This is a genomic window from Nostoc sp. CHAB 5836 (genome assembly GCF_020829445.1).
GTDB lineage: Bacteria > Cyanobacteriota > Cyanobacteriia > Cyanobacteriales > Nostocaceae > Nostoc.
On sequence record NZ_JAIVFV010000056.1, the window covers coordinates 1 to 15997 of the forward strand.

Below are 15997 nucleotides of genomic sequence, written 5' to 3' on the forward strand. Positions count from 1 at the left end.
AGCTAAACCTCCAACTATTAGTTTCGCGTCAAGGTGTCCTTGGCCCTGCTATTTTAGTTACCTTTCTACTCAGTTTGCTTTGTCTAAATTTAGGAAATGTAGATCAACTTGTCACAGTAGCAGGCACTTGTTATCTCATGTCTATTATGGGACTACATCTGGGGTTATGGCTGTGTCGGGGACAACCACAGGTGTTATGGCCTTGGTGGTCACTTGGTTTTTTCTTGGTAGAAGCGGTAGTTCTAATAGTTGGAGGTTTAGCTTTGAATGGGAAACAATTTTTAGTCGGATTATTATTACCCATTGTTCTGAACCTAGGAGATGTAGCGTTACGTCGCTTAAGATTTGCACCATTACACCCGAACTGGTGGACACAGCGCTACGAGGTTAAACCTGGTAAAAACAACCCAGACTTTGTAGTACTACAAGTGGTTGTTTTAGTATCATTAATTTGTATTACTGCCATAATTAGTTGGGTGATCCGCGATTTTTTAGATAGACTTTCTACTAATCCTCAAAACTCTTTACTCGCTATTCTGTTAGTGACGCTTTCTTTTACAGGGGTAGCGATCGCTTGCTGGACAACTTTACCACAAATTATTGCTATTGATGAAGCACGCAAACAAGCAAGAAACCTATTTATTACTACTCTCGATACCATTCCGGATACTGTTTTAGTATTAGATGAAAGTGGAGTGATTTTTCAGACAAATACTGCTGCTGAAGAATTATTTCAAATACGTGTTGAACACTTGCTTGGACAAAACTTGAATCAACTTCTAATATGCTATCAGGGTAAGCCGGAGCAATGGTCTGTTAGGAGTGAGCAAACTTTAAAAATCAACCAAGGTTTACGAATTGTTGAATCGACTATTTCACGGCCATTTAATTCCCAGATACGGGAGTATATTGTTATTATCCGTGACATCACTAAGCGGAAGCTAGCAGAGGAAGAATTAATCCAGTACCGTTATCAGCTTGAGCAGTTGGTGCTAGAACGCACTATTGAACTTATTAAAGTTAATCAACAACTTCAACAAGACATTATCAAGCGTGAAGAAGCACAAGGCCAATTACTGCACAATAGTCTTCATGACGGGCTAACAGGATTACCTAACCAGCAATTATTTATGGATCGGGTACAGCAGGCAATAGAACGTAGTAAACAGCAAAATAATTATTTATTTGCCGTACTCTTCTTAGACCTAGACCGCTTTAAAGTTGTTAATGATAGCCTTGGGCATTTACTAGGAAATCAGCTTTTAATTGCCCTTTCTCATCGGCTAAAGTCAGTTCTGCGAACTGGAGACATAGTTGCCCGTTTTGGCGGAGACGAGTTCACCATCTTAATTGAGGAAATTGAGGATATTAGCACCGCCATACAAGTAGCCGAGCGAATTAAAAAGGTTCTAACTTTGCCATTTCAATTAAATGAGCATCGGGTGTTTACAAATGTTAGTATTGGCATCGCTTTAAGTAGAGCAGATTATCAGCAAGCAGTACAGGTTCTGCGGGACGCCGATGTGGCAATGTATTGTGCCAAAGCACTCGGTAAGGCACGTTATGAGGTCTTTGACCCAAAGATGCACGAGGGTGCAGCTTTGCTGTTGGAGTTAGAAACTGCTCTGCGAAATGCGCTACTCAAGCAAGAAGAATTTCGTCTTGATTACCAGCCAATTATTTCACTGACAACTGGCAAAATTATTGGATTTGAGGCATTGATACGTTGGTATCATCCAGAACGAGGACTTATTTCCCCTCAAGATTTTATTCCCCTGGCCGAGGAAACTGGAATGATCGTTAATATCGGGCAATGGGTGCTTTATGAAGCCTGTGACCAAATGCATAAATGGCATAAACAATTTCCTACCTCACTACCTCTGACAATTAGTGTAAATTTTTCTGGTAAACAAATTACCCAACCTGATGTACTCCAACAGATTAAACATATTTTGCAGCAAACTGGACTGGAGCCATCCTGTTTGAAATTGGAGATTACTGAAACCTTGTTAATGGATAATTTTGAATTAGCTACCACTGTGCTTTCCGAGTTAACAGCGCTCAATATCGAGATGCACATGGATGATTTTGGTACTGGTTATTCATCCTTGAGTTATCTGCACCGCTTACCAATTAAAACACTTAAGATTGACCGATCTTTTGTGACTAGTATAGGTAGTAAAGGAGAAAACTTAGAAATTATTCGAGCGATTGTGACATTAGCCCATAATTTAAATATGTCTGTAACAGCAGAAGGGATAGAAACTGTAGAGCAATTAGCACAATTGAAGGTTTTACAATGTGATTATGGACAAGGGTATTTTTTCTTACCACCTATGGGACGTGCAGAAGTAGAAATACTACTTGCTGCTAACTTGTGCGCCAAAAACTTTTTAAATAGATAAAATACTGGCTTCAAATTCTATAGCTGTAGTAACGCACCAAACCCTTAATAATGGTGCGTTACGCTGTCGCTAACACAACGCCAGTTCGCTCAAGTCGGGAAACCCGCCCAAACGACTGGCTCCCCTACGTATATTTTCAAAAATCAAGTATGAGTACTATATATTAGTGTAGTACTGGCTGTAGTTGGTAATCTCCCACATTCTTAAGTAACCCTTCTTCTAACAAAAGTTCATTAACAAAAGTGTCGATTTTATCCCGATCGATATTTTGCATGACTATAAGATGTACCGAGTTTTCAAAAATTGCTAACTGCCACTTTTTAATTAACCCTTGAGAAGGTTTTTGAAACACTACGGTATTGGAAAATTTATTGAGCATACATGGATATTCTCTGATTTTAAGTTGTTGGAAAAGATATTGGGCATTATTAATACAGGTATTTGCTTCTTTAGCTAAACCCTCATAACCTCTTGTTTGGATTGCATACCAGAGAATCAGAGGGGTATGACCGTTTCTAGAACCCAGAATTGTTGTATCTATTGAACCAATATATTCAATGGCTGTTTCAACTTTTTTTACCCATTTTTTCTTAGTTAAAACTACACCGCAAGGCAAGGGAGAACCAATGAATTTAGCAGAAATAGCTATACTATCTATGGGTTTTTGAAAGTTAACTTGCGGAGCGCCATCTATAAAGGGTAATATTAACCCTGAAAGCGCGGCATCACAATGAATGTAGTAATCTTTAATCTGATGACGTTCTAAAATTTCTATAACTTTATCTAAGTTATCAATTGCACCTTTGACAGTAGTGCCAATATTTAAATTTATAATCGGTGGAGAATTACGATTCTCGCTAATGAGTTGTTCAAAATGTTCATAATTCATCTCTCCATTAATTTGCGAATTAACAACATTATGTTGGATGCGGAATAATTTGGCTGCTTTGGGTATTGAGTAATGAGAGTCTTCTGATGAGTAAAGAATCCCATTAGGATAGATTTCTCTTGCTAAGAATATTCCATATAAATTACCTTCAGTTCCGCCAGCAGTAACATAACCCCAAAACTCATTTTCTGGAATCTTGTAGAGTTCAGCAAAAAAAGATAAGACTTCTTGCTCAAACTTACGAGAATGGAGACCAAAATCTGGCTCAACATATGGATCTCCAGCATTATTTAACAGAAAATTGAAAAATTTGGCGATCGCACTGTAATCACAACTTAAATTATATGGATAGCCTGCATGAAACTGCGATCGCTGTTCTATTTGAACCAAAAAATCTGCCAACTCTTTAGCAACAGCAACTTTATTTGACATATCTGTGAACCTTTGAAATTTTCTGTTAATGGATGTTTTAGTCTAAATTATACGTATTAATCCATACCTTTATATTTTCTTAATAATTGCCTGAATTGCCTGTATTTACGATGAATTTTCCGTAATAACACGCACTGTGTTTCCGCATAAATACTCTAATTTTTTATTCAAAAGTATATTACCCTTAGACTTACGTACTGCATAAAATAACCATAATATGTGTTACCCAAAATATCTATTTCAGGTGCTGACTGCAACCTGATTTAATCGCATACATAACCCACATACCACACTTCAAAATGCAATACATTGATGTTTCAAATAATATTACTAAGCGTAATGAGATCGATTAGTATTAATACTGGGAAGTACAAGTGAGAGCCTTAGCCAGTTAGTTTTATTTGCGTCGCTCTACTTATAGCGGTTCTCCCTTGGGTGCAGTACAGTTTTGACCTCTCTCCAAACCTCTCTCCTAAGAGGAGAGAGGCTTTGAATCTTACTCCCCAACGCTAGAAGGGAAGGGGCTGTTCTTGTTAGGTCTGTATTCCATGCAATTGAGAACCGCTATAACCCATGAATTAATAAAGCTTGTGGCATATTTTAACTATGTGCATTTAACCGGATTTGATATTAGCTCGACTTTATCCATTTTTTTCGCTACGTGAACGCTGAAGTTGAAACCTTTGTGGAACAGTAGTTTTAGTTTTTGAATTTTATGGAGAACCTGTAGAGTGGAAAAAGTATTTGCTAAAAAGCCAGGGTTTTTGCCGCATAAAGAAAACCGAGTTCTTAATTTTGGATAAAGTCGAGATTAGAGGCTGTTTGAAAAGTCTAAACCCCCAACCCCCTCCCCGCAAGCGGAGAGGGGGCTTTCGATGTACCTCATGTGATTAGGAAACGCTATATACCATATAGCAACACGTATATTTACTATTTTTGACGCCAGTTGTTTTTAGAACTCTCCGGCTAAGGCTGCAACACAGCGATCGCAAATTAGGGGATGTTCTGCTGATTCTCCCACATGAGTGGAGTAGTTCCAACAGCGAATACACTTCGTGTAGGCTTTGCCAACGCATTTTTGCCCATCTGCTTTCACTACAGCAATTCCCCAGTCTTCCGTCTGCGCTGTATATTTTAATCCTTGCAAACCTTCAGCAGAATCTAATAATTCCACCTCGGAAGTCAGCAACAAATACCGCAGTTCGTCAATACCGTTACCCTTGACAGGATTAAAGGCTTTGATCGCATCGCCTAATTGTTTGTGAGGTATATGAATCAAAGCTTTGGCTTCCAGGGAAGAACCAATCAGTTTTTCTATCCTGGCTTGTTCCAACACCTTATTAACATCGGTGCGCAGTTGTCGCAGCCCTTGCCAAAATTCGGCTAATTCCGGATTCCGCCATTTTTCTTCTACCTGCACCCAACCAGATTCAAACACCGATTTGTAGGGTGTTTTGTAGGGGAGATATTGCCAGATATCTTCGGCAGTGTGGCATAATACTGGAGCGATCGCTCGTGCTAAATTATCTATTGCGATCTTCAGCACCGTTTGACAACTGCGACGGCGGAAAGCGTTGGTTGCACTGATGTACAGCCGATCTTTGGCAACATCTAAATAAAAGTTGGATAAATCCACCACGCAGAAATTCTGCATTGTTTGGAAAAAGCGAAAGAATTGGAAAGTCTCAAAGGCAACGGTTACTTCCTCAAACACCTCGGTGATCCGGTGCAGCATATAACGGTCAAGTTCGGGCAATTCTTCAAAGGGGATTGCGTCTTTTTCCGGGTCAAAATCATCCAAGCTACCCAACAAAAACCGCGCCGTATTGCGAATTTTGCCCCTAACATCGTTCATTTGTTTAATGATGTTTTTACCAATGCGGACATCAGAGGAATAATCTACCGATGATACCCACAGTCGCAGGACATCTGCACCATAAGGTGGTTCTTCTTTTTTATTTTTTCCGCCTTCAATGATTGTATTTGGGTCAACGACATTTCCTTCTGACTTGCTCATCTTCCGCCCTTGTTCGTCCAACACAAAGCCGTGAGTTAGCACAGTTTTGTAAGGTGCAATGTCATTCACCGCTACACTAGTGAGCAAACTCGATTGGAACCAGCCGCGATGCTGGTCGGAACCTTCCAAATACATATCTGCGGGGTAGTGTAACTCTGGACGTTGCTTTGTGACAGCTGCCCAAGATGAGCCAGAATCAAACCATACATCCATTGTATCTGTACCTCTGCGGTAAGACTTACCATTTTGGCGATAGGATGCTGGTAATAATTCCTCAACTGAAAGTTCCCACCAAGCATCAGAACCAACTTCTGCGATGATTCCTTGGACGTGGTTGATAATTTCTTCATTCAGCAGTACTTCCCCGGTGGCTTGATCGTAGAAAACGGGAATGGGTACACCCCAAGCCCGTTGACGGGAGATACACCAATCGGAACGTTCCGCTACCATTGGCGTGATCCGATTTTCACCTTGGGCTGGAATCCATTTTACCGTGGCGATCGCATGAAGCGCTTCTTCTCTAAATCCCTCCACGGAAGCAAACCATTGTTCGGTGGCGCGGAAAATCGTTGGCTTCTTCGTCCGCCAATCATAAGGGTATTTGTGGGCGTATGCTTCTTCCTTCAACAAAGAACCAGCCACCGCCAACGCATGAATTACCGCCTGATTCCCATCACCCAGCACATTTAACCCGGCAAATTGTCCTGCTTCTTCGGTAAAATCGCCATTATCATCCACTGGTGCAAGGATGGGCAAACCGTAACGCTGACCAACAATGTAATCTTCTTGACCATGACCGGGAGCAGTATGTACCAATCCAGTACCCGATTCAGTAGTGATATAATCGCCGCCGACTACAATCGCACTTTCCCGGTCAAATAGAGGATGACGGTACGTAGTATGTTCTAAATCATTCCCCTTGAAGGTGGCTTTTAGAGTTAACTCAACTCCCAAGGTTGAAGATAAACCTTCGACTAAATCAGCAGCAACAATTAAGTATTTGAAATTACTCGGCGCTTCCCCCTCTGGGCGGGAAACTTCCACCACTGCATAGTTCAAATCTGCATTCACCGCCACCGCCAAATTCCCCGGAATTGTCCAAGGTGTAGTTGTCCAGATCGCCACACCCAAATCTGACTGATATTTTGCCAAAAGTGGTTTTACAGCTTCCGCCAAACCTGTGATTGGAAAAGCTGCATAGATACTGCGGGAAGTGTGACCTTCAGGATATTCCAACTCAGCTTCCGCCAAAGCGGTTTTAGAACTCGGACTCCAGTGAACCGGCTTCAAACCCCGATAGATGTAACCCTTTAAAAACATCTGACCGAATACGCCAATTTGCGCTGCTTCATATTCCGGCTGTAGAGTTAGATAAGGGTGTTCAAAATCACCCCATATCCCGAAACGCTTACAGCTTTTGCTTTGGTCAGCCACCGCTTGGAGAGCAAATTCTTTGGCTTTTTGCCGCAGTTGTAAAGGCGTTAAGGTTTGCCGTTCTGCTGACTTCATATTCTGCAAAACTTTCAACTCAATTGGCAACCCGTGACAGTCCCAACCAGGGACGTAGCGAATCTTACGCCCTCGTAGGAGTTGATAGCGATTAATAATATCTTTAAGAATTTTACCTAAGGCATGACCACTATGGAAAGAGCCATTAGCGTAGGGAGGCCCATCGTGCAGTATAAATAATTCGCCAGGGTTATTTTTCGAGAGGCGATCGTAGATTTTATTTTCTTCCCAAAATTTCTGGATTTCAGGCTCACGCTTGATGGCGTTTGCCCGCATATCAAAGTTAGTCTTGGGTAGGTTTACAGTATCTTTATAACTTCCTGATTCGGTCACAGTCTCATGCCTAGAATTAGGTGTGCAGGTTTTATTAATTATAGAAGATGACCTGATCACCAACATTTCCTATTTGAACGTAAGTTAGACACGTCTCGCGTCTGGGGTCTCCCCTTCGTTGTGGATCTGGCGTGTGGGGTGCAATGACTGTGAGAATCATAACTAATTACCTGGACATGATGTATGGCGGTTCTCAATTGCATGGAATACAGACCTAACAAGAACAGCCCCTTCCCTACTAGCGTTGGGGAGTAAGACTCAAAGCTTCTTTCCTTTTAGAAGAGAGGAATGGAAGTGAGGTCAGAGTGTATTGCTTCCATTCTAGAAGCGCTATAAAACCAGGGAGAGGTTTCTAGGTAATCAGGAATTTTGCGGAAGTTGGGAGTTAATCAACAGAAAGTAGTATACTTTCCTAGGTTCGCTAACTATCGAAAGGTTTCGTTTAAAAATAAATAATTTTGGGGTTGCTCTAATAGACATCTCCGAAAAAGAATTGTTTCGACGTAGCACTGCTACGTCGAAACAAGGGTTCTGGGTAACGCATATTTAATTTCTGGAGATGTCTAATGGTAAGTCCTGTGGTAACAGTCAGTATCTTTCAAAAACAACCCGACCCAAAAGTATTTTTAGCAGGTCAAGTCATCTTTGAGGAAGGACAGCCGGGTGATCAGATGTACGGCATTCTGGAAGGAGAGGTAGATATATTAGTCAATGGCAAAGTTGTAGAAACCATTGATCCGGGCGAAGTTTTTGGTGTCGGGGTACTTGTAGGAGTCAAAAATAGAACTTATACAGCGATCGCCAAGGGAGATTGCAAATTGGTTTTCCTTGATGAGAGAAGGTTTCTGTTTGCCGTTCAGGAAACACCCATGTTTGCTATAGAGGTGATGAAAAGTTACTCAGAGCGTCTGAGTCGCTTGCAGCGTATGGTCTAAAGCAGTTCAGCAGACACAAGGTAATGACCTGTGTGGCTCTTAAAGTAAGTAAGTTGGCGCGAAAAAATCAAAGTATGTTACGAAACGTAAATAGCCTTAAAATCTTTACTAGTGACCAATTGACTTAGGACAAATGACAGACTTAGCCAGTTAGCTTTAATTGCGCCGACCTACTTACAATCATCTCTGGCTTCTGCGTTTTTTGGTGAAAGATCCAAGATTTATCTGAGGTAGCAATGGCACGTAAACGGTTGATTATTGAGATGGGGATGGGAATAGATCAGCATGGACAAGAACCGACAGTAGCAGCGTCTAGGGCAGTACGTAATGCGATCGCTCATAATGCCTTACCTGGTGTTTGGGAGGTTGCAGGTTTAAGTCACCCCAATGAAATGATTATAGAGGTTCAGGTAGCAGTGCCATACCCCGAACAAGTCAGGGAACAAGAGGTACTAGCTGTATTACCATTTGGCAGAAAAACCCTCACCGTAGAATCTGGGGGGATGATCGTTCAAGGGCGGGCGATTCCCGAACTCAACGATAAAAATGACGAAATGTTGATTGCGATCGCTGCGGTTACAGTTCTGATCGACAATGAGTAATTAAGTAAGTCGGTGAAAATAAATCAAACTATGTGACGAAACGTAAACAGGCTTGAAACCCTTACCAAGGAGGAATGACAAAGGACAAATGACAGCCATCACCAGTTATCTTTAATTGCGCCGACCTACTTACAGCTATTTTCAGGTAATTGAACGACACCACTCCCCGTCTCAGTTGTGGTCTAAATACCTGAAAAATACTCTAATTTTCAGTAGACATAGGAGTGAAAAACAATTGTTTTGACGTAGCAGTGCTACTTGTCTTGACAAGGGTTCTGGGTAACGCATATTTAATTTCACTCCTATGTCTAGTGAATCATCTGCCAAACTTTGAGAATGTTCTCACCACTCCCACCACCGGCAATAGTTTGTCCGTCTGGGCTAATGGCAATAGCATAAATATATCCAGAACCCGTCTCTAGAGTGCGAATTTCCTTTCCTGTTACCAGATTCCACAGTTTAATTGTCCGATCATTACTACCACTGACAAGGTTGGCACCATTTGGAATGGTACTGGGCAAAAAGGCAACAGCATTAACCTTATCAGTATGTCCCTTTAAAGTGTGGATTAACTTTCCTGTCTCCAGATTCCACAATTTAATTGTCTTGTCATTACTACCACTGGCCAGGGTGAGACCATCGCCAGCAAAAGCAACTGAAAGAATTGACCCAGCATTTCCTTCCAAGCTGCGGATTGACTTTCCCGTATCCAGATTCCACAATTTAATTGTCTTGTCCCAGCCACCACTGGCGAGGGTTTTGCCATCAGGACTAAAAATCACAGATGGAACACCATTGCTATGTCCCTCTAAGGTGCGGATTAAGTTTCCTGTGTCGATATTCCACAGTTTGATTGTCTTATCTTTACTAGCACTGCCACTAGCAAGAGTTTTGCCATCAGGACTGAAAGCTACAGAAGTAACTCCGTCGCTATGTCCCTGCAAGGTACGGATTAATTTTCCTGTGTCGATATTCCACAGCTTGATTGTCTTGTCCGCACTACCACTGGCAAGGATTTTGTGATCAGGACTAAAGGCTACAGTCCAAATCCAATTGGAATGTCCTTCTAAAGTGTGGATTTCCTGTCCACTTGCGAGATTCCATAGCTTGATTGTCTGATCATCACTGGCACTAGCAAGGGTTGTGCTATCAGGACTGAAAGCTACAGAATTCACATCGCTGGAATGCCCCTTGAGAGGTTTGGGTAGAAAAGAATTTTTTAAGACGTTTTTTTGAGGCGGAATCGGCTGAGAAATAGGCTGAGAAAACTCGCTCATTGTATGGGGGCGAGACTGTAAATACCAAACTCCCCCTAATCCCATCACCACAATACTCGTACCTAAAAGCAGTTGACTTGTTAGCTTGTTATTTGGTTTTGATGAAACTGGCCCTTTGCTTGCTGGGCTGGCTGCAATTGTTGGTGTAAGTATGGTTGGGGGTACTGATGACAATGGTGGTAGGCGAGGTGTCAAGTCAGTGATCACCTCATCAGCCGATTGATAACGCTTTTGGATATCTAGTTGCAACAGCTTATCCAAAACTTCACCCAACTCTATAGACACAGAAACCTCGCCCCTACCTGGACTAAGCAAATATTGTCGCCAAGATGCAACCCAACCATAGCCGTGTTGTATCCACAGTTGAGATGGGCGAACCCCAGTTAGTAGATGAAAAGAAGTGGCCCCCAAACTGAATAAATCACTGGCTGGGTAAGCTTTTCCATCTTGCATTTGTTCAAGTGCAGTGTAACCGTGTGAGCCAATAACAGTGCCCATTTTAGTCTGCACTGTTGCCGTCAGCTGCTTTGAGGCTCCAAAATCAATTAGCACTAATCGCCCGTCACTTTGACGGCGAATAATATTTTGTGGTTTGATATCCCGATGAATCACTCCCCGTGCATGGATAAACTTCAGCACGGGCAGTAAATCTAGCAAAAGCTCGCGAATCTCTGTTTCGCTATAGCTTCCTTGCGTCTCCCATTCCTTAAGCAAGTTTTGCCCATCGATAAACTGCTGCACCAAAAACAGATAGTGATTTTGCTCAAAATAAGCCAATAAAGTTGGAATTTGCGGATGTTCTCCAAGTTCTTGCAGTCGGCTCGCTTCTTGTTTAAATAGCTCAACGGCCTTTGTTAGGGGCCCAGTTCCCTGAAGTTTTGGTGCAAATTGCTTAACAACACAGCATTCATTCAGTTTGTGTACATCTTCTGCCAAATAGGTTCTACCAAATCCGCCCTCATCTGACAACACCTGAGTAGGACGATAGCGACCTCCCAGCAGAGGGATCAATTCCGCTCTACAGCTATGGCAATAATTGTTTTTATTTGGATTTAAGGGTTTTTGGCAATCGGGATTCACGCAACAGAGCATACTGGGAATCCATTTTACAAGTTAGTCGGTAAGCCTAAAGCTCAGTGGCTTTAGCCCTGAGATATAAGCAACTCGTGCGGTTTTAACCGCATTCAGAATTAATTTTTGGTACGGGGACTGGTATAATACAATTATGCCACAGGTAGAATAACCGCTAGCACAAATGGATAACCAACCCCAAAATGACTGGCTAGGAAAAAATAATGGATAGTGGGTAGCGAGTAAACCACGATAAATAAAAGCTAGGATGCCAACGCGCGTTCAGACCAGTAAACAACACTACTTATTCATTGGACAAAGTACCGTAGGGCATACGGAAACTAGAAAAACGATTTTCTAACGCTTAGGGAGATGAAGCCCACTGGGATTGTTTAAATTAGACTCAGCACTTTGTTGTCTTGAACGGGTGCGAGGTTTAAGTACTGCCGTAAGGATAGACAATTTTAAGGCACGTCAATGAACTAAGAATCTCAGTGTCTTCAGACCTGAGAGTGTCAATTGGAGTATACATTCATCTTAAGTCACTGACAATTCAGCGCATTTGTCAGAACCTACGTAAATATTCAGTTTTCGGCTTAACTGAACCGTATTGTAGTATAGGGTGGGCATTGCCCACCCTACTGCTGTTGGTCACTTTGTGTGAAACTATAGCGGACGATAGACGCGATAGTTGATTTCGGGGAAGATATTATCCATTAACTCGACTTTTTCCAGCCAACCACTATCAATTTTGCCAACTTTAACGTCTTCATATAGCTTATTGAACCGCATCAGGTGCGATCGCGTCCGTCTGACTGCATAGGGTACCATCGTTCCCGTCCGCATAATAAAAGCCCAGTCAGAAGATTGTGCTAATAACAATTCCCGCGCTGCTTGGTTCAATGCTTTCAACCCCAACTCGTCCTCTGGTTCCAGGTACGAGATTTCAATCATCCGTTCCGCAGCTTTGTGCAAATGCGGATAAATCCACGCATTCGTTTCATTCAACCAATATTCGTGGAAACCCTTAAAACCCCAACTTGACTGGGAAGGACGACAGACTTGCTGCGTTGGCTGATCTCGCAAATAGTCTGCTAAATGGGTCATTTGATATGTTTTTTGGTCATACCACGATTTGCGGAATAGGTAATCGATAAACCAAGGGCCTTCATACCACCAATGTCCAAATAACTCTGCATCATAAGGTGAAACGATAATTGGCGGACGTTGCATTATACCATAGAGATGCTCAGATTGCCGCTCTCGGTTATACATAAAGTTATCAGCGTGTTCTGCTGCTTTTTCCTTAGCCCAATAAGGATCATAGAGCGCCTTATCTGATAGACCTAAACCACGTCCAGTAATTTTGTGATACTTAATGCCCGTATTTTTCCTCTGACCATTGGGCATAATGTAGGGCTTGATGTACTCATATTCTGCTTCCCAGCCCAAATCTTTGTAAAATTCCCGATATTCCGCCGCCCCCGGATAGCCGACCTCAGAAGACCATACCTGTTGGGAAGATTCATGATCTCGACCAAAGACAGCAACACCAGTTTCTGTATAAATTGGGGCATAAGTGCCAAAGCGCGGACGGGGACGGGCGTAAAGGATGCCATGTCCATCAGTGAGGAAGTAGCGTAACCCAGCATCAGCTAGCATCCGCTCTAAACCTTCATAGTAGGCGCATTCCGGCAACCAAATGCCTCTGGGTGCTTGTCCAAAGGTTTGCTCATAATGTTCGCAAGCTACCTGAATTTGCGCCCATACTGCTTGTGGATACATTTTCATCAACGGCAAATAGCCGTGAGTAGCGCCGCAAGTGATGATTTCCAGGTTGTTACTGTCTTGGAACTTCTTAAAAGCTGTCACCAAGTCACCGTTGTAGCTTTCCCATAGCTGACGCGCTTCGCTAAACTCAGTAGCGTAATGCTCGGCTAAATAACGAAGATGCCCGTTATTTACATTATGTTCTGCTTCTAGTGCTATGAGTTCTTCTAGTTGGGTTAAGTGTGCGTCATAGCGTTCTTGAAGCAGAGGATCACGAAGCATCGACACTAGAGGTGGTGTCATACTCATCGTGATTTTAAAGTCGATACCGTCTCGCTTTAAGCCTTCAAATACTTTCAATAATGGAATGTAGGTTTCTGTGATGGCTTCATAGAGCCATTCTTCCTCCAGCACGTAGTCACTTTCCGGGTGACGAACGAAGGGTAGATGTGCGTGGAGTACAAGCGCGACGTAGCCGATAGCCATAATGATTTTGGGGTGATACTTGTAAGTTGAAGGTCGAGAGGTTTGGCTGAAATTAACAATATTTTAAGACTTTATGGGGATCGTAAGAATAGTTTTCAATTGAGTAAAATACAGTGTTTGTAGGGGCACAACAATGTTCATTGGTGTCAACTTAACGTCAAAGTCATGTCTCACAAGGAACTGAAGTTCCAAGAAGAATAGCGAAAGTCATCTGAAGATGACTAAAATATACCCGAAAATCTCTAGTCTACTTCAGTAGACTACGATTTTCCCGATCTGACGCGAGAAGATTTAAAAGCTTGCATTGCTTATGCTGCTGACCGTGAGCGTCGGTTTATGACCGCTCCATTATCTGCATGAAATTACTTTTTGATGAAAACTTGTCACCTAAGTTACCAATTTAATATGAAGCTGCATAATAAAGAACCCCACCCTAACCCTCCCCGAAATCGGGGAGGGAACTGGATTTTCCCCTCTCCGTACACACGTCTATGATTTTTGGCAAAGCGATGCCTGCGGCGGGCTACACCTACCCATTCTCAAAGAACAATGGGAATTCATCGCTGGACTAAGTACGTTGGTGCGAAAAAAGTCAAGTATGTTACGAAACGTAAATAAGCTTAAAACCTTTACTAATGACCAATGACAAAGGACAAATGACAGCCTTAGCCAGTTAGCTTTATTTGCGCCAACCTACTTATACCAAAAGTATATCCATAACCCGACACCAGAAAATTATTTCATATCGCTGTTGGCGGATTATTTGTTGGTGAAATTGAACTTGAAGAACGATGCCTAGGTTGGACTACGCCTAGGCTAGAATCAGATAAAAAAATGCTGAACTCGAACACAGAAACCTGGTAAAATTGGCGATGTGATTTCGTCATCAGCCAGCAAGGTTGCGATCAGTTTTAATTGAGCAGCTTCTCGGCGATAAACTTCTAGCTGTTGTAATTGCCAATTTGCAATCCAATATTCTCGGACTCCTGTGGATGAGTATAGTTTCAACTTGGCTTCTCTGTCTCGACGTTCGTTAGTTGTCCCATGAGAAAGCACTTCGACAATGAGTTCTGGCGCTCCTCTCAAATGCCCTTCGTCATCTAGCAATTGTGCTAAACGCTCATGACTAATCCAAACTACATCGGGTATGACATTATCGGCATCTGTAAAAATTATGCCGGGAGTTGTAATAGGTTCACCTAGTTTACTGGAACGAGACCAAATTTCCAATTCTAAATGAATATTACCAGCAGTTCGCTGATGTTTCCAGTGAGGCGCTCTAGTCACAAATAGTTCTCCGTCAACAATTTCATAGCGCTTCCATTCGTCAGTTGTGAGTAATTCTAAGTCTGAGGTTGTCCAACGGACTTGATCAGATATTGTTTGGTTCATAGCACTATTTTTCTATGGCTAGTTTAGAGATAAAATTCTATTTTCAGAATAATTGCTCAGGATCAATACCTGCGGCTCGTAAGCGTTCTGCCAATATTGCAGCCCGTTGACGTTCTTGTTCTAGCTCTTGATTTGTTTGCTGTAACTGTTGATTTGTTTGCTGTAACTGTTGGTTTGCTTGCTGTAACTGTTGGTTCGCTTCTTCTTCTGGCAATATTACCAGATGCCCATCTGGGGTAAAAAAGCGTAATTTACCAGACTCAACTCCTAAATACAAATCTAGCTGCTGACTCCACAACCAACCCGACTCCGTGGGTACAAGTTCTTGATATTGCCCATCAACTATGTGAAATCCCTGTAATTCTAGGTTATTTGGGTCAAACCAAAAGTAATCAGGAGTCCGAAATGTATTCTGGTATATCTGCTTTTTCAAACCTTTATCAACTGAGGCAGTGGAATCAGATAACATCTCAATAATCACATTGGGATATTTACCATTTTCTTGCCACACAACCCAGCTTTTGCGGTCTTTTTTTTCTGTATCTAAAACTACAAAGAAATCAGGGCCTCGAAATTCTTCTGATTTTTTCTGGTTGGGACTGAAATAGATCGTCAGGTTGCCGGTAGCATAAAAATCCTGGCGATCGCGCCACCACCACTTAATCAAGCGGATAAGTAAATCAATTTGTTCGCGGTGCAGATCAGATTCCAAGGGGGGTTCGTCACTATAGATGTCGCCTGGTGGGAAAATTATACTCTCAGTGACATCTTTTACACTAGCGGTGGTAGCAAGGGGCTGAGACATACAACATAGTTTTTATATTTGTATCCATGCTATCGTGACCAACCTTTATTACAATACGGTTCACAAAAGGGCTA

Annotated in this window: 9 protein-coding genes; 3 read left to right on the forward strand and 6 right to left on the reverse strand. The window is 42.2% G+C overall.

The genetic code is table 11. The features are described 5' to 3' along the window. On the forward strand, window positions 1-2405 hold a 2405-nt coding region (locus LC605_RS13460; RefSeq protein WP_229548034.1), incomplete at its 5' end, for a bifunctional diguanylate cyclase/phosphodiesterase. Window positions 2406-2568: 163 nt separating this feature from the next. Here the strand turns inward: LC605_RS13460 and LC605_RS13465 are convergent. Next, the gene (locus tag LC605_RS13465) at window positions 2569-3726 is read right to left on the reverse strand and encodes a histidine decarboxylase (RefSeq protein ID WP_229548035.1); all 1158 of its coding nucleotides are present in this window, start codon (window positions 3724-3726) and stop codon (window positions 2569-2571) included. 952 nt (window positions 3727-4678) lie between these two features. Further along, on the reverse strand, window positions 4679-7585 hold the full coding sequence (ileS, locus tag LC605_RS13470) for an isoleucine--tRNA ligase (RefSeq protein WP_229548036.1): 2907 nt from the start codon (window positions 7583-7585) through the stop codon (window positions 4679-4681). Window positions 7586-8151: 566 nt separating this feature from the next. Between ileS and LC605_RS13475 the strand changes: the two genes are divergently transcribed. Together LC605_RS13475 and LC605_RS13480 are read left to right on the forward strand one after the other, a co-directional pair. Further along, entirely contained in the window at window positions 8152-8520 is a 369-nt protein-coding gene (locus LC605_RS13475; RefSeq protein ID WP_229548037.1) for a Crp/Fnr family transcriptional regulator, read from the forward strand. A 236-nt stretch (window positions 8521-8756) separates the two neighbouring features. Beyond that, window positions 8757-9122, forward strand: coding sequence for a Lin0512 family protein (locus LC605_RS13480; RefSeq protein WP_229548038.1), 366 nt, complete (start codon window positions 8757-8759; stop codon window positions 9120-9122). A 308-nt stretch (window positions 9123-9430) separates the two neighbouring features. Here the strand turns inward: LC605_RS13480 and LC605_RS13485 are convergent, their stop codons facing one another. The 4 genes from LC605_RS13485 to LC605_RS13500 form a co-directional block, all read right to left on the reverse strand. Next, a complete protein-coding gene (locus LC605_RS13485; protein ID WP_229548039.1) occupies window positions 9431-11491 on the reverse strand; it encodes a serine/threonine-protein kinase in 2061 nt (686 codons plus the stop codon). 645 nt (window positions 11492-12136) lie between these two features. Then, on the reverse strand, window positions 12137-13726 hold the full coding sequence (locus LC605_RS13490; RefSeq protein WP_229548040.1) for a glycoside hydrolase family 57 protein: 1590 nt from the start codon (window positions 13724-13726) through the stop codon (window positions 12137-12139). Between the two features lie 822 nt (window positions 13727-14548). Beyond that, window positions 14549-15118: a Uma2 family endonuclease gene (locus LC605_RS13495; protein ID WP_229548041.1), complete on the reverse strand. Its 570-nt coding sequence runs from the start codon at window positions 15116-15118 to the stop codon at window positions 14549-14551. Between the two features lie 43 nt (window positions 15119-15161). Continuing rightward, window positions 15162-15923: a Uma2 family endonuclease gene (locus LC605_RS13500; protein ID WP_229548042.1), complete on the reverse strand. Its 762-nt coding sequence runs from the start codon at window positions 15921-15923 to the stop codon at window positions 15162-15164. Between the last annotated feature and the right edge of the window lie 74 nt (window positions 15924-15997).